The sequence below is a fragment of the Roseivirga sp. E12 genome, from assembly GCF_017592825.1.
GTDB lineage: Bacteria > Bacteroidota > Bacteroidia > Cytophagales > Cyclobacteriaceae > Roseivirga.
Map to the genome: position 1 here is coordinate 11,674 of NZ_JAGFMD010000003.1, position 22,986 is coordinate 34,659.

A 22,986-nucleotide genomic window follows, 5' to 3' on the forward strand; every position below is an offset into this window, starting at 1 on the left:
TGGTAAGCCGAACTGACTAAATTGACATTCATAACGTTATGAGTCAGCTAATGATAAAAGACAAAAATGACAAACGAAGATAAAATCAAACAAGCCTTTAAAGATCGAAACTGGAACGAGATCAAAACCCATGACTCATGGGTGATTTTCAAAGTGATGGCAGAAATGGTCGAAGGCTTCGAAAAACTGGCAAAAATTGGCCCTTGTGTGTCGATATTTGGCTCTGCCAGAACACAACCTGACAACGAATACTACCAAATGGCTGAAGAAATTGCTGCCAAATTGGTACGCCACGGATACGGTGTAGTCACCGGTGGTGGTCCGGGTATTATGGAAGCGGGAAACAAAGGGGCCCAAAGTGAAGATGGAAAGTCAGTGGGACTGAACATTGAACTTCCGCACGAACAAGGAAACAACATTTATATAGACCCAGACAAGCTTATTTCCTTTGACTACTTCTTTGTAAGAAAGGTCATGTTCGTAAAGTATTCTCAAGGCTTTATCGTAATGCCTGGGGGCTTCGGTACGCTAGACGAACTTTTTGAAGCAATCACCCTCATTCAAACCAACAAAATCGGTCGCTTCCCGATCGTTTTAGTCGGTACTGAGTTTTGGGGAGGACTGCTGGATTGGGTAAAAGGCACTATGCTGTCATTCGGCAATATTAGTCCTAAGGACTTAGACTTGATCAATTTGGTGGATACACCAACAGATGCTGTTAAAGTGATCGATGAGTTCTATTCTAAGTACCTGCTTTCACCGAACTTCTAATGATCAAACACATACTATTCGATTGTGACGGAGTGCTGATCGATACAGAAATCGTGGCTGCCGAAGTGGTCACTAACTGGCTCAATAGTGAAAACGTGACAATCGACATTGAGGAGTTTATCCGTGAGTATACGGGAAAGACTTTCAGTGATATCATCAACATCCTAAAAGACAAAGGGAGCCTGAATGCCGATTTAGACCTGAGTCTGGTAGTTCCTGAGCTTGACCGTATGATTCGTGACAACCAACGCCCAATTGATGGTGTTTGGAACATGCTAGATTCACTCATCACTCCGCGGTCAGTGGTCTCTAATAGCGCCAAGGATTATGTAGAACTCGCTCTCGAAAAACTTGAAATCACGCATCACTTTGAAGGCAGAATCTATTCAGCCGAAATGGTAGCCAAAGGCAAACCAGACCCAGCGGTCTATCTGCTGGCCCTTGAAAAACTGTCGTTGACAAAGGATGAGGTGCTCGTAGTTGAGGATAGCGTTGCGGGTGTAGTCGCTTCAAAAGCGGCAGGACTAAAGACCATCGGCTATTTGGGTGGAAGCCATGTGAGAAAAGGGCATGGCAGTCAGTTGTTAATGGCGGGTGTAGATGCATTGGTAAATGATCATGCCGCCTTGACCCACCATTTGTCCGAGTACTAGAAAATTCCAGCTTTAACGGACACTCCAAAACTGAGGCTGTTGATGGCAGTTCCATTGACAATCTGATCAGAATTACTCTGATAATTCAAAGCAGTGTTGGTGGTATATCGATAACTGACTGACATCCCAACCCTCAGAAACTTAAGTAAATTAGCCTCAAAGGTCACTCCCGGCTCTATTACCGCAAAAGCGTGAGAGTCTTCGACCAATGGATCCGTCACACTCACGCTTCGATCTATCTGCTGTAAATAAGCCAGGCCTCCTCCACCGATTAACAATGGGAAACTAAGGTGGAACTTGTCGCTAGGCCTTGGGGTGTACTCTACAAACACTCCTCCATAGCCCCCCGCTAATCTGTAATCACCTGACAATACCATGTCACTATCAACAGCTCTTTGCACCGCATATCCAGAAAGGCCGAACCCCCATCGTTTGTTCTTTAACCAAACAAGGCTGCCTCCCATTTGAATTCCGCCATTGCCACCTACTTGGGTATATCCAGTGTAGGATGTAATGTAGGCTCTAAACTTCTTTTCTTCATTCAGCCTCTCTTGCTGGCGCTCTTGACGTTTTTTCTCTTTTTCCTCCTTTAAGATTGCTCTCTTATAAGCCTTGCTTTCCAGCAGACTGCTATCTATTAAAGTGTTTGTATAGCTCATATGAGGGTAGACAAGCTTTGTCCTATTGAAAGTCAGGCTCTTATTGTTTTCAAGGCTTACTAAGTCAAAATGGATCTTTGGCGTTTGACTTTTAGATTCCTCACTTATGGTATCTGCCTCCTTCTCGATTTCCAATTTTACCGGATAGCTCACAGGACTCTCTATATCCTCGGTTGATGCCTCAATTTTTTTCTGGCTTACAGGTCGGCTAACTACCCTTGCTCTTCGTCTTAGTTTGGTCTCTTTTTTTGACGTGTCTTGTGCTACCTTTTTCTGAGTGGTTGAGCTCTCCTTCGGTTTTTTCTTCGGTTTGATTATAATTTTTGAACTCTTCTCTTGAAAGTCTACATACTCTTCTTTAAAAACCTCCTTTAGTAAGTCGCTCAGGGTAACCTCTTGAAAGTGACCCGAGACTTTTCGTTGCATGTCGAATGTACTGGATGAATAAACAAATACTAAACCCTTGTGATTGGCTTCCAGCGTTTTAAGAATTTCTACTATAGGTTGATCCGTTAATTCATAACTGACCTTCTGATCAAGAAATGGCGTCTTCCCCTGTGCTTGCACTACACAGGAGAAGGCCAAAAATGAAAGTATGATACTTATCTTGATCACTGAAATTTCAACGTTTTAGAACTTACCGAATTTAAGGGTAATTCCTCCGGAAAGTCCCCTTAAAGCATCCTTGGATGTGATCGCCTGTCCATCATTTAGGTAATTCAGATCAATATCCGATGTATAGCGATAACTGGCTCCAAAGGCAACACGCATAAATTTGATAACATTAAGCTCTAGTTCTATTCCCGGCTCTACGACAAAAAAGGCCTGACTATCTTCTTCCAAGAAGTCAAAGTCTCCTCCCCTAAAAGAATTATGCGAGCGAGCATAGGCAATGCCTCCAGCACCTATAGTCAACGGAAAGCTAATATGAACAGGACTTTCTGGGTTGACGATGAACTCTAAAAACAGACCTCCATAGCCACCTACAAATTCATAGCGATCGTTTAGTTGTAAGTCAGTACGTGCTTCTGTCAGAAAGCCTGTACCGGCCAGACCAATGCCTAAACGGTGGTTGATCAACCAAGCTCCTCGGCCTCCGATTAAAATTGCATCGCGGCCACCGATGTTTGAGTAGCTGGTGCTGAGCCCTCCATATCCACCATGTGAATAAATACCTCCATTACCGAAAAGCGTTTTCATTTCACCGTTTTCTTGCGAAAAGGCTAGGCTAGTCAGTAGTAAAAGGCAAAGTGTAATTGTTGTTTTTTTCATGACTTTTGGTTTTTGATAATTGATTAAAAAGTGAGTTTATAACTAAGCACGGGAATTATCTCTCCAGAAAATGCAGCCGGTACAATCCGATTTTCCACACTCGAATAGCGCTCTCCAATTACATTGGATCTACTCGTTAGGTTCTGGATATCAATCTTCCATTCATGCGTCAGTCCTTTCTTATTCGTTCTTAAGGCAACTTGAAAATCAATGCGTGCATAGTCTTCTAATTGCCTAGCAAAGGGGCGGTCTTGAAAAAAGACAGTCTCTCCCTGATTCACGGAAGAAGTAAGATCTATGTCCGTTGCCCTTGCTCCTCCACCTAAAACTGTCTCTAGCCCAAGGCTCAGCGTTTTCTGTTTTGAGCCCGAGCCTAGGACAAATTCTTTGCCTCCTACCAGATTGAAGTTATAGTTGCCATTGTAGCGCGTATCATGCCAAGTGCCTGTGAGCGTTTTAAATTCTGAGTTATAGAGGGAAGCCGTTGATAAGAAGAAGTAGCCATCCGAAAGGAATTTTTCAAAGGTCAATTCAACGCCATAGTTTCTTCCTCTGCCCTCATTCACCAGTGGTTCGCGCTGAAATGCATTTTCTTGGTTCAGTGAAGAGTACCGGCTGGATGGGTCCGCGCTTACAGGAATATCATAAAGGTCTTGATAGTATGCTTCTACTTTAAGGTGGAAATTCCCCGCAATATCTCTGTCATAGCCCAATACGAAATGCCTTGCCTTGGCTAAGCCAAGGTTCTTGTTTGGCTGAATCGTAGAAAGATTCGAACGAAAGAGTTCGGTAAAATAAAGCGATGTCTCTTCCTTTCTGCTATGAACTCCGAAGCCAAAGCTCAAGGCCTGATTCTCGGTAAACTGCCATGTCATACCGAGCCTCGGTTCTATATTATCTTGCCCTGCGAGGTCTAGTCGGATATAATGTATTCCTCCTGTAAATGACAATTGGTTGGACAGGTTATACTTGTGGCTTATGAAAGACTGAAACATGCCAAAGTTGCCAGACTCGTTAGATCGGTATCGTAAGGTACCATCAAGCTCCCTTCCTAAAGAGTTTAGGTTGAAGGCGAAGTCGGTATAAATTGCCCCGATTTTTGTGCTATGTTTTGCATTGAACTTGGTTTTATAAGTGGTTGCCAATCGTACGTTTTCGTTGCGATAGTCCTCAATATCTTCATCGAACACCTGCTGGTTCTCGACACCCTCCAGAAAAAAGTCATATTGGGTAATACTGTACGAAGCCGAGGTCTCTAAATAGGACTTTGGATTCAAGTTGATCACATGAGATAGGCCTGCTAGACCCAGTGCATATTCTTCCGTTTCTTTCAACGAAAAAATCTGACCATTACTCTCCGAGTCGAAGACCTCATCCGTTTTTGATGTTCCTCCTAAACCGTAAAACGAAAACGTACCAGAGTTCTTTGTGGGAAGGTTGAGTTTGAATGCGAGGTCTTGATAAGCTGGAACACTTACTCCATCACTCGCTATATTCAACCCTAAATCTTCAAGCAACGAGATGGTTGAGTACCTATAATTCAGTAAGTAGGATGCATTTGGCAGGTCACTACTGGCTCTGCGAATTGGCCCTTCAAAGGAAGCATCTATCCCTAAAAGACCTGCCTGAACTGCATATTCCCTTTTCTCATCATTACCATTCCTTAATTTGAGGTCAAATACTCCTGAAAAAGCATTACCATATTCAGCAGGAAAGGCTCCGGTGAGAAAGTCCGAATTGGTCAACACATTGCTATTCAACATGCTGATCGCCCCGCTAGAAGCACCATCTGAAGCAAAGTGGTTTGGATTCGGAAGTTCAAGTCCTTCCAGTCTCCACAAAAGCCCTCTAGGCGAATTCCCTCTAATGATAATACCATTATCAGTATCGTCCTGAGCACTTACAACTCCCGCATAGGAGGTTGCCATTCTCGCAGGATCATTAAAGCTTCCTGCGTAACGGCTGGTCTCTTCAACTGTAAATGATTTGGCACTTACCATGGCCATGTCATTCAAAGGTCTAGCCTTGTCCAACTCTGCAATTACAACAATCGTCTCAAGTTCGGTGACTGACTCTGAGAGTGTGATATTAATTACCGACTCTTTCCCGGCATCGACTAAAATATTCTGTTGCAAATAGGGCTTATATCCACTGAAAGTGGCTCTGATCGACTGCCTACCGACAGGCACTTTTTCTATTTTAAACCGACCATATAAATCCGTGGACGCTCCGGTCAAGGGTTCTATGCCCATGATAATCACATTTGCCCCTGGAATAGGCTGCTTAGTCTCATGATCAATGATTGTTCCCCTTACTGTTTGATAAATCTTGACAACAGGAGCTTTTACAATCAGCACTTTGTTTCCTCTCTCGCGAAAAGAGATGTCTTCCGCAGGAAAGATTTGACGAAGGATATCAATGAGTTGAGTGCTATCTTCCTTTAGCGTAATGTCACGACTCAAATCAATATCCTGATTAGAATAGGCAAATCGGAAACCACCCAATTCTTCAATTCTCTTCAGCGTATTGGCTAAAGGTTCCTCCTCAACTTCAATGCTTAAAACCCTGTTGAGTAAGCTTGGTGGCTTTTGTGAAAAGCCATAGAAGACCATGAGCAGCATAGCTGCTTGAAGTATTAATTTGCGTTGCATGGTTGTTTGAGTTATTTCTTTTTTGGGGTGATGCTATTGCTCACAACCCTTTCCTATCAATTGATAGAGCTGACCGTTTTGTTGTATTTCTATATTAAAAAGTAATTCTATTGTCTCTAAAACGTCTTTAAGCGAGTCGTCTTGAAAAGTTGTTGTCATCGGACAAGTCAAAAATTCTTTATCCTTAATCTCCAAAACCACTCCATATAGTTCTGAAATATCGCTGATAACTTCCTTCATTGGCGTGTTATCAAAAGTGAGTTTCCTTGTCTTCCACGACATGAAATTCTGATTGTCATTTACCGACTTACTTACTTTACCGTTGGCATCTACTACTATCATTTGTCCTGGAGTCAAAGTGGCCTGTTGGTTGTCTTTAGTAAACCGAACTTTTCCAGTGGCCAGTACAAGCCTGAGTACTTCACCATCTTCTTCAGTAATGGTAAAGCTTGTGCCTAATACCTCTGTTGTGGTACCATCGGCCTCCACAATAAACGGCTTGTCAGGGTTGTGGCTTACCTCAAAGAATGCCTCGCCAGTTAGACTTACCTCTCTAGTCGAAGCGGTGAATTCTTCAGGATAGTCAAGTACCGCGCCTTCGTTCAACCAAACTACGGAACCGTCAGCCAAAAGAACTTCCATCGGTCCATTTGATGCGACTGCTTGCTGCATTTCAACAGGCCCTGGTCGGAACAATAAGAAAGAGACAGTCGCTACCAGCAATACGGCAGCGGCATACTTCCATATTTGCCATTTTGGCCCACTATCTTTTCGCTCCCTTTGAATTTTGCCTTGCAGCTCTCTCCAGTTCCGACCTAGATCAATAGCCTCAAAATCGCTGAGGTTTTCAGAATGTTGCCAGACTAACTTCACTTTATCAAATTCTACCTGATTTTGAACACCGGCCGCTAGCCATGCCTCTACCTGCTGACTTTCTTCAGCAGTAGCGCTTTGATTCAGATAGCTGATCAACAAGTGATCCGATATGTTAGCCTTTTCTTTCATTCAGTTTCAATATTATGACGACCCACATGCAAAACACACGTAAGGCCAGTCAAAAAAATTTAATAAAACAGCCTTGAGAGGATTATAACCAATAAATTGACATAGGGTAGCACATCCTTTCTTAGCCGCTTCAACGCATTGCTCACCTGCGTTTCTACGGTTCTTTTGGAAATATCCAGCTCTTCCGCAATCTCCTGATTCCGCTTACCATCAAAACGACTCATCTTAAATATTACTTGGCACTGATCAGGCAAAGCTGAAATGGCTTCTGAAATTCGCTCCTCCAATTCTGTCTGTTCCATGGTGTCACTCCAGTCTGTCGACTCAGTAACAGTCAGTAGTTTGATCTGATCATGGTGGTCAGATTTTGACTTAAGCGAACGGAGATAATCAATTGATTTGTTACGAACTGATTGAAACAGGAATGCCTTGAGCGAAGTATGAAATTGGATTGACCTCCTGTTTTCATAAAGCTTAAGTAATACCTCTTGTACTAGATCTTCGGCAATACTTAAGTCTTGAACAAACTTCTTAGAGAAAACGGTGAGCACCTTAAAATAAACCTGAAAGACTTCCTCAAAGGCCTTTTCGCTGCCTTGTGACAATTCTTGTTGAAGTCGAATCTCGTCTTGGTTGTGCACGGTGGTCAAAAATACTTCGAAAATTTATTCAATCTTGGATTGCACAATAAATTTCATTTGTTTACTTTGTAATTCAAAGTACTTTTAAAATGGAAAAAGATTACTTAAAAGATATTTCTCAGATACGCTCCATTATGGAGAAGTCATCGCGTTTTATCTCTCTTAGTGGCCTATCTGGAGTATTAGCAGGTATCTATGCGCTGATTGGTGCCGCAATAGCCCATGAATTAGTTTACACTAGCGAAGTCATCGTTTACGAACGACTCGTACTCCGTGACGTGAGAGGCAACCTGACAGCACTTATCATTATCGCCCTCTCAGTGCTTTTGCTAACAATTGTCACCGGAATAGTTCTCACCAAGCGAAAAGCCAAAAAGGAAGGTGTTAAGAGCTGGGACGAAACAACTAAACGACTGCTTATCAATCTTTTTATTCCATTGATCGCTGGAGGCATTTTGGTTGTCATTTTCTATAACCAAGGCTTAATTGCACTGATAGCGCCTGTGACACTAATTTTCTATGGCATGGGCCTCATTAATGCCAGCCACTATACCTATAGAGACATTCGGTTTTTGGGAATTTCAGAGGTAATATTGGGGCTTATTGCCAGTGCAGTTATAGGCTATGGGCTCTTGATTTGGGCGCTAGGCTTTGGTGTTTTGCACATCATCTATGGTGCACTAATGTACTTTAAATACGAGCGTTGAAAGTAGATATTCATAAGCTGAGTAAGGCCTTTGAAAACAGGGTGCGATTGGGGATAATGTCCGCTCTAATAGCCGGTGAAGCCATGGACTTTAACCGGCTAAAAGAGCTATTGGAAGTAACTGATGGTAATCTTGCTAGTCATTTAAAGGCACTTGAAAAGGAGGCCTTTGTAGAGGTTCAAAAGTCCTTTATCGGTCGCAAGCCAAACACAAAATATATGGTAACAAAATTAGGTAAGAAAGCTTTTATGGAGCATATCAATGCTCTTGAAGCACTCATTAAAAAACAAACAGGGAGAGGGTAATATTTTTTTATTCTTTCACTTTGAAATACAAAGTACTTTTAAATATATAAGCATGGAACAAAAACAAGAATCGACTTTTGAAAAAGTAAACAACGCAATTAAGAACTCTATAAGTGTAAAGCTCTTGAGTATTGGTTTTCTCATTGCTATTCTCCTTATCCCCCAATCGATGATTAAATCATTGATAACGGAACGTCAATCAAACCAGTTTGTAGCTGTCAACGAAGTTTCTGACAGCTGGGCCGCACCTCTCGAGCTCACTGGTCCTATACTAACCATACCGTTTGAAGTCACCCTCAAAGACAAAGAAAAGACGTATCGCACGAAAAGGTACGCTCACTTCCTTCCTGAAGAACTTATAATAGATGGTGACTTAAAACCAGAAACTAGAAAGAGAGGAATATATGAAGTAATTGTTTATTCCACTTCGCTATCAGTTACTGGAAAATTCAGTAAGATTGATCTCTCTCAATTTACCGATCAGCCAGATCATATTCTGTGGCAAGAAGCCACCTTGAGCATTGGCATTCCTGATATGCGAGGGATACAATCAGACGTTAAGTTTCACCTGAAAGATACGTCATACAGAATGGAGCCAGGCATTCCAGATTTTATCCAGTTAGACCTTGATCAGAATGATCTAAAGTACGGCACTGAAAGCATCAGAGAAACAAGAAATCAAACAGGGGTCAATACCCGAGTAAAACTTGACTTAAAGAGCAAGGAGACAGCTTTTGCTGTTGACCTTGACATCAGAGGAACAAAGACTTTGATGTTCAATCCAGTAGGCAAAACCACCAAAGTCAAAATCCAATCAAGTTGGCCACATCCAAGTTTTGCCGGTCAATTCTTACCCGATACTCATGAAATTAGTGATAGCGGGTTCACGGCCACATGGTCAGTATTTGACCTTAACAGAAACTATCCGCAACAATGGCTCGGAAAATCACATAGTATTAGCAATGCCGACTTTGGTGTTAACCTTTATCAACCGGTAGACAACTACCAGCAAAACACGCGGTCAGCCAAGTATGCAGTACTTATCCTATTTCTCACTTTTCTCTCATTCTTTTTCATCGAGGTTTTAAATAAGAAGAAAATCCACCCAGTGCAGTACATACTTGTCGGGCTTACTCTCACAATCTTCTATACTTTGCTTCTATCACTCTCCGAGTTAATTGGTTTTAGTGGAGCCTATTGGGTGGCATCTTCTCTCATCATTGCCATGCTAACCGCATACTCTCTCTCTATTCTAAAGAGCAAGAAATTGGCCGGCTTCATGCTGTTATTTTTCTCCCTCATATACAGTTTCATCTTCGTGATTCTTAGAATGGAAGACTTCTCATTATTGGTAGGAAGCTTTGGTCTGCTGATCGTCCTTGGTTTCTGTATGTTCCTTTCCAGAAAGGTAGACTGGTACAATATCAAAAGCTCAAAAGAGCGCCTTGAAAACAATCAAATTCACGCTTAAGCACCCAAACCCAACGCTTATATCATTAAACAGGTAAACTCATGGAATTAAATACTATGAAAACAATCAAATTCATACTCTTCATTGCCTTATTGGCCTTTTCTCAAATGTTAAACAGTAACGCGCTTAATGCTCAGACCACTAATAGAGAACTCGGCTTGCGATTGACTGCTTCCAGAGGTTCGGACTTCGTCTTTAAAAAAGAAAAGCAGGAAGGGAAGTTCAAAAGGCTTCGAGTGGGGCTTACAGACCTAGGCTATTCTGAAGACTTTAGGTTTGGACTTGTCTTTGGTATTGGAATAGAAAAAAGAAAGGAAATCAAGGATCAACTCCATTTTATCCATGGATTTGAACCTAGCCTCTCAATTTCCTCACGGAACGACAACTCCGCAGCAAGAGTGGGCCTCGGGTACATTCTGGGTTTTCAATATGATGTTACCCCGAACTTCTCGGCCAATGTTGAAGCCATTCCATTTGTAGGTGCAAACGTGAACCGTGACGATGGCTCATTTATAGCAGATCTCGGAATAAACTCCAGTGCGGCCATCGGGCTTATTTATCGATTTCAGAAAAGTAAATAACCAGAAATGAATCCATTTAAACTCAAAATACTGCTCAGAGGAGGCCTGTTCCTCCTCCGAGCATACTGCTGGACAAGACAAAAGAAAAACAAGGAAAGAATGGTTGCCGCTATGCTATTGGTGCCAGCAATTGTGCTGCTGATGCCAACCTATACTTTCACGCTAACCTTATTGCAATCCTTTTTATTCCAAGCCATGTTGGTCTATGGCATTTTCAGTATTCTATGGATTGTCAAACACCATTATAGATTGGCGAGCGTCAATTTTGGTATCTATCTGCTCTTACTTATTAAGATCAATGGACCTATCGATATGGGTTACAGTCTATCTGCTGGAAGCGAAGAGCTAAAAGTGATGCAGTTCAATGTTCACGCGAGTAACAATACTTATGAAGAAACCATTGACCGTGTTATTCAACTCAATCCAGACTTTATTTCCTTTCAGGAAGTAGGGCCAGTTTGGGCCGAAAAATTGGAGGAAGGACTAAAGACAGCCTTCCCCTACTATACCGTGATGACACATCCATCGGTGAGTCAAGGCATTGCTGTTTTCAGTAAATACCCGTTGATAGATACTGAACATCTGATATGGCACGAGACGGCAAACATTACTGGTAAAATTCAGGTGGGAGAAGAGCTGGTTAATTTCTTAGCGCTACACACGATGTCTCCTACTACCAGAAACCGCTGGAATTACCGCAATGCACATATGCATGCAGCCAAGCAGTTCATTAATGAAAAGGAAGGGGAGTTCCTTGTTTTGGGCGACTTTAATACTGTGCCTTGGGACAAGCGTTTGATCAGTTTCAAATCGGGTACAGATTTGAAAGATAGCCGTAAGAAGTTGACGCCTACTTATCCCACCTGGAACCCTTTTGTGGCGCAGATACCAATAGACTATATTTTCTACTCAAAAGGGATTGGATGTGACTCCTTGAATGCCGTGACCATCACATCAGACCACAAAGCAATCATGGGTACATTTCAAATTGCAGGATAATGGATCGCTCAGAAGTAAAGTCACTCAAGATTTGGCAAAAGTTTGCCATCGGAACGTTGATCACAGGATATATAGCTTTTGCCCTCAACGAGTATGTGCCTATTCATATTAAGCACCCTAACCTGGTTGAGGACGTGATCACATTCTTTGCCTTAGCAACGCCAATATTAGTACTCCTTGTGGCTACAATGGATTACATGATTAACCGGTCAAAACGTTACTTAGTAGTCAATATAGTTGGCGGTACTATTCTCTTTATTCTAAGTGCGTATGTCAGCCTAATAGTCATTGTAGATACGGCTCTAAAATACCCTGACAGGAGGGTATTGTATAAGCACAAGTCCAAGAACCAAGAAATATTATCAGTCAGGTATTGGTATGACGGACCCTTCGAAGTTATAAAGGCCCATGATTATAAGTGGTTCACTTATGAAGTCCCCCTTGATACTCTTAGTATAGACAAGACGAATTGGATAGCAATTAGAAAAACTCATTAGTTGCTAAGCCTATTTTTTAGAGCAACTTGCAATTACCCCATGAAATAAGGACCTTTGTGAATTCTGCATTTTGCAGTCCAATTCATGGAAAAACTTAAGGAAAACACCTCTATCGATCTTGCCCCTGTAGACCTTTCTGGTCATGAAAACATCGAAATCTTCGGTGCTCGGGAGCATAACCTAAAGAACATCGATACGGTAATTCCTCGCAACAAGCTGGTGGTCATTACCGGCATTTCCGGTTCAGGAAAATCTTCCCTAGCCTTTGACACAATCTATGCAGAAGGCCAGCGCAGGTATATGGAGAGTTTTTCGGCCTATGCCCGCTCTTTTATTGGCGATATGGAGCGACCAGATGTCGACAAAATCAATGGCTTAAGTCCTGTTATTTCCATTGAGCAGAAAACTACATCGAGAAACCCTCGATCCACCGTAGGTACGCTGACTGAAATCTATGATTTTCTTCGCCTTCTGTTTGCCCGTACCGGAGTAGCATATTCCTACTTGACAGGCAAAGCGATGATTCGCCAATCGGAAGATCAGATTGTCGATCATTTGATCCAAAATTTTGACAAACAAAAGCTTATTCTTTTGGCTCCTGTAGTCAAAGGACGAAAGGGTCATTACCGAGAACTATTCGTTCAAATAAGAAAAATGGGCTTTACAAAAGTCCGTGTGGATGGCGTGGTCATGGACATGGTGCCCAAAATGCAAGTCGATCGGTACAAAACACATGACATCGAGATTGTTGTGGACCGCATCATTGCTGAAGTAGAAGATCGCTATCGTATTGCTCAGAGTGTCAAGACAGCCTTGTCTCATGGTAAAGGTGTAATGGTGGTTCGCGATGAAGAAACGAACGTGCACCATTTTTCGAAGTACTTGATGGATCCTGAAACGGGTCTTTCTTATGACGAGCCCGCCCCTAACAACTTCTCCTTCAACTCTCCTTATGGCGCTTGCCAAACCTGTAATGGGCTCGGGCAAATTGAAGAGATTAGCAAGGCTAACGTTATCCCAGACAAGAGCATCAGTATAAGTCGTGGTGGCATTGCGCCATTAGGTGAGTACCGAGACATTTGGATCTTTAAGAAGATTGATGCCATTCTGAAGCGATACAAAGTCAATCTTTCCACCCCAATAGAGAAAATTCCTGAAGAGGTACTGGATGTTATCCTCTATGGAGACGATGTGCCTGTAGCAGTCAGCTCAAAGAAATATCCAGGCACCGAATGGAGTACGAAGTTCGAAGGCATTATCAAGTTTCTTGAAAAGCAAAAAGACGAAGGCACCGAAAAGACCAAAAGATGGATTGAAGACTTTATGTCTATCAAAACATGTCCTTCCTGCGATGGCGCTCGACTTAAAAAGGAGTCGTTGCACTTTAAAATTGCAGATACCAACATTTCGCAGCTCGCGCGAATGGACATTACGCAATTGAGCAATTGGTTTGTGGGTGTGGAAGATAGAATGACAGAGAAGCAGCGCCAGATTGCTCCTGAAATTCTAAAAGAGATTAGAAAGCGAATCGGCTTCTTGCTTGATGTCGGCTTGGATTACTTGACCTTGAACCGCCCACTGAGAACCTTGTCGGGTGGCGAAGCACAAAGAATTCGATTGGCTACTCAAATTGGTACACAATTGGTTGGTGTTCTTTACATTATGGATGAGCCAAGTATTGGGCTTCACCAAAGAGACAATGTAAAGCTTATCAATGCCCTGAAAAACCTTCGTGATATCGGTAATACCATCATAGTAGTTGAGCATGATAAGGATATGATGCTGGCTTCGGACCATATCATCGATATCGGTCCAGGTGCTGGTAGACATGGCGGTCAAATTGTGGCTGCGGGTTCTCCTGAAAAGTTTCTGGACGAAGGAGGTATCACAGCGGACTACCTTAAAGGACAGCGTAGCATTGAAGTTCCGAAGAAACGCAGGGCTGGCAACGGCAATCAAATTGTACTTAAGGGTGCGGAAGGTAATAACCTTCAAAATGTTACTTTAAAGTTGCCTTTAGGCAAAATGGTCTGCGTGACTGGTGTTTCTGGGAGCGGAAAATCTACCTTGATTCATGATACCCTTTTTCCAATTCTAAATCAGCACTTCTTTAGGTCGAGAAAGAACCCTCTGGCTTATAAGTCCATTGATGGGCTTAATAATGTTGATAAGGTAATCGAGGTTGATCAGTCACCAATCGGTAGAACGCCAAGGTCAAACCCAGCAACATACACTGGAGTCTTTTCTGATATTCGAACGCTCTTTACCGAACTACCAGAAGCCAAGATTAGAGGCTATAAGGCCGGAAGGTTCTCTTTTAATGTAAAAGGAGGGCGTTGCGAAACTTGCGAAGGGGCTGGTATGAAGCTGATCGAAATGGATTTCTTACCTAATGTTCATGTGCCTTGCGAAACTTGCAAAGGCAAGCGCTATAATCGTGAGACGCTAGAGGTTCGGTTTAAAGGAAAATCAATCTCTGATGTACTCGACATGACGGTAGAGCAGGCCGTTGAATTCTTTGAACATCAGCCGAAGATTTTAAGAAAAATCAAAACGCTTAATGATGTTGGCTTGGGTTATATCTCTTTAGGTCAGCATGCCACCACCCTTTCAGGAGGAGAAGCGCAACGGGTGAAATTGGCAACAGAGCTTTCTAAAAAGGACACTGGCCAGACACTGTACATTCTGGATGAACCTACAACAGGGCTACACTTCAAGGACATTCAGCACTTGTTGGACGTTTTGAACCGATTGGTAGACAAAGGCAATTCCGTTTTAGTGATTGAGCATAATCTTGATGTGATCAAGGTATCGGATCATATCATTGACCTGGGGCCAGAAGGTGGAAATGGTGGCGGAATTATTGTAGCTGAAGGTGCGCCTGAAAAAGTTGCTAAAAGCACCAAGGGCTATACAGCCAAATTCTTGAAAGAAGAGCTTTCATAGGTATAAAAAATAGATGCTGCCGCTTTCGCGAGCAGCACCGTCTTCAACCAAAACATTAAAATCGATACAACTATCTCACTCCTCAACAGTCTGTAACCTAACACCAGTTACGGACATCCATTATCGATTCTAATTTCTTTCTAAAATTTCTTTGAAAGCTCACCCATAGAACGGTGATTGGTCAATGTGTATTATACGTAGTGCTCATATTTATTGGTTTTTAACATTTATTAATAAATCTCACTTTTTAGTAATAATTGACCCGATAAGCATCAACTTTGAGCAACCAAAAACGTATGCATTACTAACATATTGCCTATGTCTACCTTTCATCATCTACACTTAGAAATTCCTAAGTGTGACAAGCCAAGGATTGTTGTTGTTGGCGGTGGATTTGCCGGAATTCAGCTGGTTAAATCGCTTCGAAAACTCCCTTATCAAGTAGTCTTACTCGACCGTCATAACTATCACACTTTTCAACCACTTCTTTATCAAGTAGCAACCGCTGGTTTGGAACCAGACTCCATAGCAGGTGCCCTAAGGCAACTCTTCGAAAAGCACGAAGACTTCTATTTTAGAATGGCTAGAGTAACTGGAATAGACTTAGAAAAGAAGTGTATCAAAACACTCGTTGGTGAGCTTGACTATGACATGCTAGTCATTGCCAATGGCTCTAAGACCAACTACTTCGGAGATAAGAAGATGTATGAGCGCACCTTCCCTATGAAGCAGGTTCCGCAGGCATTGGATTTACGAAGTCATATGCTCCAGAATTTCGAGCAAACAGTAATGTCGCCTGACCCTGACGAGCAAGATCGCTTGACCAACTTTGTAATTGTTGGTGGCGGACCAACGGGAGTTGAGGTTGCAGGGGCCCTTGGCGAGTTAAAGAAGCACGTCTTGCCGAAAGACTATCCCGATATTGACTTCGATATTATGAAACTTCATTTGGTGGAAGGAGGGCCTCGCCTGTTAGCTGGTATGTCTGAAAAGTCTAGTGTGAAGGCAATGGAGTATTTAAAAGAATTTGGCATTGACGTTCGAACCGATACAAGGCTGGCAGACTATGACGGCCGCGATGTTACTCTCACTGATGGCACTGTTATTCCTGCCAAAACAGTTATTTGGGCTGCGGGTGTTACAGGAAATATCATTGATGGCTTACCTGAAGGAGTTGTTGAACGAGGACGTATATTGGTTAATGAATTCAATCAGTTGAAGGACTATGAAGACGTATACGCCATTGGTGATATCGCAATGATGAAGACTAATGAATATTCGAATGGATATCCAATGGTAGCACCTGTAGCCATGCAACAGGCTGAGTACTTGGGCAAAAACCTAAAACGAAAACTCCAAAACAAGGCTTTTGCGCCTTTCAAATACAAGGACAAGGGTTCAATGGCCACAATCGGTAGAAACCGGGCCGTAGTTGACCTACCTAAATTTCATTTTGGGGGGTTCTTCGCCTGGTTAGTCTGGATGTTTGTCCATTTGATGTCCATTGTTGGCTTTAGAAACAGGTTGGTTGTATTAAGCAACTGGGTCTGGAGTTATATGACCTATGATAGGGGTACCAGGCTGATCATTCGAACCTTCCTCAGAAACCACAAATACAAGCCAGGAGATAGTTTGTAGCCCCACAAATAGCCTTTAGTTACCTCTCATGATAAAGCAGCCTTTATAATGCTTAAAGATTGCTTATTTTCCACTCGTTAAATGAGGAAAAAGAGATTATACTGGACACTTCAGATTTTGGGTTGGGGGATTTATTTCTTCATCAACTTCATCACTATATCCATCAATCCTCAAAACTTAGATGAGGCAACGATGCGCATTTCGAGAATTGAGGTGATGGTTCATTCTCCCCTTTTGCTGATGTGCTCTCATTTAATTCTGCGAGAGATAATTATAAAGCGGGGTTGGCTAAAAATTAACATTGCGAGAGTAATCCCTAGAATCCTTGGTATAATCGGAATGTCATCTCTGATTGTTGTTGCTCTTTCCTTTGCCTTTTACAGTCTAGTAGGGAACCTTGCTACAGGTCAAGCGCTAGCAACCGACATTCTTTTTGCCTTCATTACATATGTGATCCTCTATGTACTCTGGGCTACTGTATACTTCCTATACCACTTTCTGGAGACCAATAACAGATCTTTGAAATACGAGGCCGCCATGAATGAGATGCACCTCAACCAGCTGAAATCGCAGTTGAACCCTCATTTTATCTTCAATGCACTCAACAGCATGCGGGCTTTGGTCGATGAAGAGCCAACAAAGGCAAAAATTGCTATTACACAGCTCTCTAATATTCTGAGAAACTCACTGATCACGGATAAGAAGAGGGTAGTGAGCTTTGGTGATGAACTTAATACCGTAAAGGACTATCTCGCACTTGAAAGCATACGATTTGAGGAGAGGCTGGAGGTCAGTTACCAAATAGACCCAAAGTCTGACGGATATGAAATCCCGCCTATGATGGTTCAGACATTAGTAGAAAATGCGATTAAGCATGGCGTATCGAACTTAATGCAGGGAGGACTGATAGAAATTCAATCAGTTGTAGAGCATTCAATATTGATACTGAAAATTAGAAATAGTGGTCAACTCATGAACGGGCAACCTCAAAGAAGAGGAAGACGAGGAGTTGGACTGATTAATACGAAAGAAAGGCTAAAATTGATCTACGGAGATGCTGCCTCATTTCGTATTTACAATGAAAATAATAAGTTTGTTGTGACTGAAGTGAAAATACCTCAGCGCATTTAAGGAAAATAGAAACAGATGAGAGCACTGATTATCGATGATGAAAGGCTAGCTAGAAAGGAATTAACCAATCTGCTGCAAGAATACCCTGAAGTGGAAATAGTAGGAGAAGCTGTAAACGCTGAAGATGCCGAGGAAAAAATTCAGAGCCTTCAGCCGGATTTGCTCTTTCTAGACATTCAAATGCCAGGTAAAACTGGGTTTGAGCTATTGGAAACACTAGATTCTGTACCAGATGTGGTCTTCACCACGGCTTATGATGAGTACGCCCTGAAGGCTTTTGACTTTAATGCCCTAGACTATTTGTTGAAGCCAATCGAGCCAGACAGATTGAAAGAAACCATTACCAAGCTAATCAATAGGCCTAAAAAAGAGCCGATTGCAGAAGTTGTGGGTGATCAAAAATTAGGACCTCAGGACAGAGTTTTTGTAAAGGATGGGGATAAGTGCTGGTTTGTAAAGTTGGAAAACATTAGGCTATTCGAGTCTGATGGCAACTATATCAAAATCTATTTTGACAATTTCAAACCAATGATCCACAAGTCATTGAATGCCTTGGATGAGAAGTTAGACGACAGGTCTTTTTTCAGAGCCAGTAGAAAACATATCATTAATCTTACGTGGGTAGAAAGCATTGAATCTTGGTTCAATGGTGGCCTGATGGTCGTGCTTCGAGGAGGAGACAAAGTAGAGGTAAGTCGTAGACAAGCAGCACGATTTAAAGAGATGATGAGTCTATAAGACACAAGAAAGAAGTTTAAAAGCCACAGGTTTCCTATATTAGTAACGGAAAAGGCCTGTGGTTTTTTTATACCCATTCCGGTCTAACTAGCAAACCCTCCTCATTCAATAGATACCATCTGCTTTGTTTACCACAACAGGTAAATTATTGGTATGAAGTATCTAATCATTTCTTTCGTAATCATTTTTCAAAATTCTATCCCTGTAACTGGCGTCCAAGAGGCGCAAGAGATAGTCCAAGAGGAGAGCATTTCTAAATCTACTAAAGTCGCTTTTGGCGCAGACTCCTCTTTTTACCTATACAATGGTATTGGTCCCTATAGTTTAGAAAGTCGCTCTGCCAGAATAAAATCCGCTCTGGAAACTTTTGGCGACTCAGAGTTCGATGCATCAATGATCAGCATTGAGAAGAGTACTGATGAAAACGACATCTTTTACAAAGAGCAGTTTGTCATGACCGTAACTGCCCAAGATGCCAAGGCTCTTGGTTTAAGTAAGAATGCGGCAACTCAGTACTATACAGATATGCTACTGAGCTTTAACAAAAAAGAGGAAAAAGAAACGCTCGCCTTAAAATCGCTAATTATCAACATAGGCATTGCTCTCTCTATCATAATACTCTTTGTTATTGGGCTTAGGTATTTCAACAGGCTTTTCAGGCTCCTATATATGAAAATCAATGGGCAAAAAGGCAAGCTACTTACAGGGTTCAAGATTAAGACCTATGAATTACTAACTGAGGAAAAACAAGTCTTATTTCTCACCTATGTTGCCAAAGGGCTACGGTTAGCAGTGCTTATCCTCATAATTTATCTTTTACTACCCGTTCTTTTTTCATTGTTTCCATGGACTCAAGACATAGCGACCACACTCTTTGGATATATACTCGACCCTCTCAAAAGCATTGGTTCTAAATTCCTCGACTTTATACCTAACCTACTGACCATTGCTGTCATCTGGTTTGTTACTAGATATATTTTAAAGGTTCTATTATTCTTCAAGGATGAAGTAGCTCGAGGTAAGCTGGAATTACCGGGTTTCTATCCTGAGTGGGCCAAACCCACTTATAATATCATTAAGATACTCGTGATTGCTTTAAGCTTCATAGCCATATGGCCACTCTTACCAATGTCTGATTCAGAGATCTTCAAAGGAGTATCTACTTTCATCGGTCTACTGGTTGCTCTTGGTGGTGCCGGTGCTATTTCAAATGTCATTGCAGGACTCGTAATAACATATATGAGGTCCTTCAAAATTGGAGATCGCGTTAAGATCGGTGATGTAATGGGAGATGTAAAAGAGAAGTCTCTTCTTAATACGAGAATAAAGACAATAAAAAACGAAATCATTACGATTCCGAATTCACAAATGCTCAACAGCCACACCATCAACTATACAACCGCGAATGATGAGGAAGGGCTTATCCTAAATACCACTATTACCATTGGGTATGATGTGCCATGGCGCAAGGTACATGATGTGCTGATCGAGGCAGCGCTGGAAACAGAGTTCATAAAAAAACTGCCTAAGCCCTATGTGTTGCAGACAAGTCTTGATGATTTCTATGTGAGCTATCAGTTGAATGCCAGAACCCGAGAAATCCATAAGATGGCAGTTATCTATTCCGAAATGCATAAAAATATTCAAGACAAGTGCAACGAAGCAGGAATCGAAATTCTGTCTCCTCACTATGGTGCTCAACGTGATGGAAACCATAGCACAATTCCGCAGGAACACTTACCTGACAACTATCAAGCACCGTGGTTTAGACTTAAAAACATTACTGAATAATAGTTCTGTGTGCCTAAAGGTCTGGGCGCTTTAGGCCACAAGGAATTATTACTACTTTTAGACAATGGGCATCAAGCGCAAACTCGACATCATCATTTTTGGTACCGATACTCCTGCTGGAAAAGCATTCGATGTCGGTTTACTGATTGCCATCATACTAAGTGTGTTGGCTGTGATGCTAGAAAGTGTCCAGTCAATCGAAAAGAATTACGGAAATGTATTCAGGGTTGTAGAATGGGTACTGACTGTTCTGTTCTCTCTTGAATACCTTACTCGTATTTACATTACCGAGAGAAAACGAGGCTATATTTTTAGTTTTTACGGCATCATCGATCTCCTTTCTCTATTGCCCAGTTACTTGAGTCTAGTCTTTGCCGGAACACAATATTTGCTAGTCATCCGGGCCCTAAGACTCTTAAGGGTTTTTAGAATTCTCAAGCTCGGCCGTTTCGTTGGTGAAGGAGAACAACTAGCGAGGGCACTCAAATCTAGTCGTCATAAGATTACCGTTTTCATGGCCACAGTGGTAATGCTCGTTATTATGATGGGAACCATTATGTACCTGGTTGAGGGAGGCGAAAATGGCTTTACCAGCATTCCTAGAAGCGTTTATTGGGCCGTTGTGACACTGACAACCGTTGGTTATGGGGACATTGCTCCACACACAGTATTAGGACAGACTATTGCTTCTTTTGTGATGATTCTAGGCTATGCAATTATAGCAGTCCCCACTGGCATTGTTACTGTCGAGCTCGGCAAGGATAAAAAGAAACGAGAGCAAATCATGTGTGAAAACTGTGGCCAAAAAGGACATGATAGCAACGCCATTCACTGCAAATTCTGTGGAGAAATACTAGACGCTTGAAACCATCTAAACTTGATGTTGATTCTCCTAAGGAAGAAATGGCCAATGTGCTAACGCATGCGGTCGGAATTATCTTTGGATATGTAGGAATCGTACTTGTAATTCTCAGGGTACCCTCTCATGAAATCTCTAGGTTCTGGAGCACTATCATATTCTTTCTTAGCATGATTATCCTTTACTCCGCATCAACGGTTTATCATTTCGTTACAGATCAAAAAAGAAAGTACTTGTTTAAGCAATTAGATCATGCAGCCATCTATATTTTGATTGCGGGAACCTTCACTCCATTCGCTTGGGGAGTACTGGGAGAGAAAGCTTTCGGTATCAACATGCTCATAGGCATTTGGGCTATTGCTACTGCCGGCATAATCTTTAAAACCTTCTTTACTGGCCGATTTGAGGCTATTTCTCTGCTCTCTTATCTCGGAATGGGTTGGCTCGGTTTTCTTATGTTTGATCGTATTTCCGAAGAACTCGGCAATCAGGTAGTCAACTTTATGATCTATGGAGGTATTTCCTATACAGTAGGGATCATTTTCTACCTAATGAGAAAGCTGAAATATCACCATGCCATTTGGCATCTCTTCGTGCTCGGAGGCACAGGTTTTCACTATTGGGCAGTGCTTAACTACATTGTGTATTAGTCATACTTCACGTAATCCTCCCACTTATTCAGCACATTACTAAAATCTTCAGGGAGCTCTGAGTCAAACTGCACAAACTTCTTTGTTCTGGGGTGAATAAAGCCCAGAGATTTTGCATGAAGAGCTTGTCTCGGTATCATTTTAAAGGCGTTATCAACAAAGGATTTGTATTTAGAAAACTGAGTTCCTTTTACCACTCTGTCACCTCCGTAGGTAGCATCATTGAACAAGGGATGACCTAAGTGTTTAAAATGAGCCCTGATTTGGTGTGTTCTACCCGTCTCTAGATTGCATTGAATCAGTGAAACATAGCGCAACTCCTTCAGTACTTTGTAGTGAGTTATGGCCGTTCTTCCTCGTGAACCATCTTCGATCGCCACAGTGACTCTTCTATCCTTTTCGCTCCTTCCTAAATTAACGTCAATGGTTCCTTCCTTCTCTTCAGGAGTTCCCCAGATCAGTGCATAATAAGTTCTTTCAATACTATGGTCGAAGAATTGCTTGGCCAGACTCCTCATTGCCATCTCTGATTTGGCGATAACCAAAAGTCCTGAAGTTCCCTTATCAATTCTATGGACCAAACCGGGCCTTCCATCATTGCCTTCCATCGTTGGCAATTGCTGAAAGTGATAAGCCAATGCATTGACCAGAGTACCTGACCAATTGTTATAGGCAGGGTGTACCACCATTCCGGCTTCCTTATTGACGATAAGCAAATCGTCATCCTCATAGACAATATTTAAGGGAATATCCTCCGGGACTAGCTCCGTTTCCCTTGGCGGCTCAGGTAATGCCACAACTATCTCGTCCTCAGGGTGAACCTTGTAGTTCGGCTTAACATCACTGCCATTCACCTTAACAAAGCCCTCCTTAATGCCCTGTTGCACCTTATTGCGTGTAACATTGGGAAGTCGGTCCATTAAGAACTTGTCAATACGATACGGCTCCTGGCCCGGGTCGCAGACAATTCTGTGGTGTTCGAACAATTCACCTTCTTCCAATTCTTCGCTCATGATGCTGC

General features: G+C 42.1%; 21 protein-coding genes. 15 read left to right on the plus strand and 6 right to left on the minus strand.

Features of this window, described 5'->3' with window-relative positions:
• The first annotated feature begins 66 nt into the window (after positions 1-66).
• Both J4E76_RS09530 and J4E76_RS09535 read left to right on the plus strand, forming a co-directional pair.
• Positions 67-771 carry a TIGR00730 family Rossman fold protein gene (locus J4E76_RS09530; protein WP_208503528.1) on the plus strand — a complete coding sequence of 235 codons (705 nt, stop codon included), beginning with the start codon at positions 67-69 and terminating at the stop codon, positions 769-771.
• Entirely contained in the window at positions 771-1,424 is a 654-nt protein-coding gene (locus J4E76_RS09535; protein WP_208503530.1) for an HAD family phosphatase, read from the plus strand. The genes J4E76_RS09530 and J4E76_RS09535 overlap by 1 nt, the downstream gene beginning before the upstream one ends.
• On the opposite strand, the gene J4E76_RS09540 is transcribed toward J4E76_RS09535, so the two are convergent.
• The 5 genes from J4E76_RS09540 to J4E76_RS09560 are packed head-to-tail and all read right to left on the minus strand — an operon-like array spanning position 1,421 to position 7,652.
• Positions 1,421-2,698: a hypothetical protein gene (locus J4E76_RS09540; protein ID WP_208503532.1), complete on the minus strand. Its 1,278-nt coding sequence runs from the start codon at positions 2,696-2,698 to the stop codon at positions 1,421-1,423. The two genes, J4E76_RS09535 and J4E76_RS09540, sit on opposite strands and share 4 nt — an antisense overlap.
• Positions 2,699-2,713: 15 nt before the next feature.
• On the minus strand, positions 2,714-3,355 hold the full coding sequence (locus J4E76_RS09545; RefSeq protein ID WP_208503534.1) for a hypothetical protein: 642 nt from the start codon (positions 3,353-3,355) through the stop codon (positions 2,714-2,716).
• 23 nt (positions 3,356-3,378) lie between these two features.
• The gene (locus J4E76_RS09550) at positions 3,379-6,006 is read right to left on the minus strand and encodes a TonB-dependent receptor (RefSeq protein WP_208503536.1); all 2,628 of its coding nucleotides are present in this window, start codon (positions 6,004-6,006) and stop codon (positions 3,379-3,381) included.
• 33 nt (positions 6,007-6,039) lie between these two features.
• Positions 6,040-7,011, minus strand: coding sequence for a FecR family protein (locus tag J4E76_RS09555; protein ID WP_208503538.1), 972 nt, complete (start codon positions 7,009-7,011; stop codon positions 6,040-6,042).
• Between the two features lie 59 nt (positions 7,012-7,070).
• A complete protein-coding gene (locus J4E76_RS09560; RefSeq protein ID WP_208503540.1) occupies positions 7,071-7,652 on the minus strand; it encodes an RNA polymerase sigma-70 factor in 582 nt (193 codons plus the stop codon).
• Between the two features lie 89 nt (positions 7,653-7,741).
• Between J4E76_RS09560 and J4E76_RS09565 the strand changes: the two genes are divergently transcribed.
• The 13 genes from J4E76_RS09565 to J4E76_RS09625 all read left to right on the plus strand — a co-directional run bounded on the left by J4E76_RS09565 (position 7,742) and on the right by J4E76_RS09625 (position 21,965).
• The gene (locus J4E76_RS09565; protein WP_208503542.1) at positions 7,742-8,359 is read left to right on the plus strand and encodes a hypothetical protein; all 618 of its coding nucleotides are present in this window, start codon (positions 7,742-7,744) and stop codon (positions 8,357-8,359) included.
• Positions 8,356-8,664, plus strand: coding sequence for a transcriptional regulator (locus tag J4E76_RS09570; protein WP_208503543.1), 309 nt, complete (start codon positions 8,356-8,358; stop codon positions 8,662-8,664). Before J4E76_RS09565 ends, J4E76_RS09570 begins: the two co-directional genes overlap by 4 nt.
• A gap of 52 nt (positions 8,665-8,716) precedes the next feature.
• Positions 8,717-10,135: a cell envelope integrity protein CreD gene (creD, locus tag J4E76_RS09575; protein ID WP_208503545.1), complete on the plus strand. Its 1,419-nt coding sequence runs from the start codon at positions 8,717-8,719 to the stop codon at positions 10,133-10,135.
• A 56-nt stretch (positions 10,136-10,191) separates the two neighbouring features.
• Positions 10,192-10,716, plus strand: a complete 525-nt coding sequence (locus J4E76_RS09580; protein ID WP_208503548.1) for a hypothetical protein — start codon at positions 10,192-10,194, stop codon at positions 10,714-10,716.
• Between the two features lie 6 nt (positions 10,717-10,722).
• Complete coding sequence (locus J4E76_RS09585) at positions 10,723-11,715, plus strand: endonuclease/exonuclease/phosphatase family protein (RefSeq protein WP_208503549.1); 993 nt, start codon at positions 10,723-10,725, stop codon at positions 11,713-11,715.
• Positions 11,715-12,212 carry a hypothetical protein gene (locus tag J4E76_RS09590; RefSeq protein ID WP_208503552.1) on the plus strand — a complete coding sequence of 166 codons (498 nt, stop codon included), beginning with the start codon at positions 11,715-11,717 and terminating at the stop codon, positions 12,210-12,212. Before J4E76_RS09585 ends, J4E76_RS09590 begins: the two co-directional genes overlap by 1 nt.
• Before the next feature lie 84 nt (positions 12,213-12,296).
• The gene (gene uvrA, locus J4E76_RS09595; protein WP_208503554.1) at positions 12,297-15,158 is read left to right on the plus strand and encodes an excinuclease ABC subunit UvrA; all 2,862 of its coding nucleotides are present in this window, start codon (positions 12,297-12,299) and stop codon (positions 15,156-15,158) included.
• Between the two features lie 318 nt (positions 15,159-15,476).
• On the plus strand, positions 15,477-16,796 hold the full coding sequence (locus J4E76_RS09600; protein ID WP_208503556.1) for an NAD(P)/FAD-dependent oxidoreductase: 1,320 nt from the start codon (positions 15,477-15,479) through the stop codon (positions 16,794-16,796).
• A gap of 81 nt (positions 16,797-16,877) precedes the next feature.
• Positions 16,878-17,927, plus strand: coding sequence for a sensor histidine kinase (locus J4E76_RS09605; protein ID WP_208503558.1), 1,050 nt, complete (start codon positions 16,878-16,880; stop codon positions 17,925-17,927).
• A 15-nt stretch (positions 17,928-17,942) separates the two neighbouring features.
• Positions 17,943-18,665 (plus strand): LytTR family DNA-binding domain-containing protein, encoded by a 723-nt coding sequence (locus J4E76_RS09610; protein WP_208503561.1) that lies wholly within the window; start codon positions 17,943-17,945, stop codon positions 18,663-18,665.
• A gap of 153 nt (positions 18,666-18,818) precedes the next feature.
• Positions 18,819-20,456, plus strand: a complete 1,638-nt coding sequence (locus tag J4E76_RS09615; RefSeq protein ID WP_208503563.1) for a mechanosensitive ion channel family protein — start codon at positions 18,819-18,821, stop codon at positions 20,454-20,456.
• Positions 20,457-20,520: 64 nt separating this feature from the next.
• Positions 20,521-21,321: an ion transporter gene (locus J4E76_RS09620; protein WP_208503565.1), complete on the plus strand. Its 801-nt coding sequence runs from the start codon at positions 20,521-20,523 to the stop codon at positions 21,319-21,321.
• Complete coding sequence (locus J4E76_RS09625; protein WP_208503567.1) at positions 21,318-21,965, plus strand: hemolysin III family protein; 648 nt, start codon at positions 21,318-21,320, stop codon at positions 21,963-21,965. Before J4E76_RS09620 ends, J4E76_RS09625 begins: the two co-directional genes overlap by 4 nt.
• Here J4E76_RS09625 and J4E76_RS09630 read toward each other — a convergent pair.
• Positions 21,962-22,978, minus strand: a complete 1,017-nt coding sequence (locus J4E76_RS09630) for an RluA family pseudouridine synthase (protein WP_208503569.1) — start codon at positions 22,976-22,978, stop codon at positions 21,962-21,964. The genes J4E76_RS09625 and J4E76_RS09630 overlap by 4 nt on opposite strands.
• Positions 22,979-22,986 lie beyond the last annotated feature (8 nt).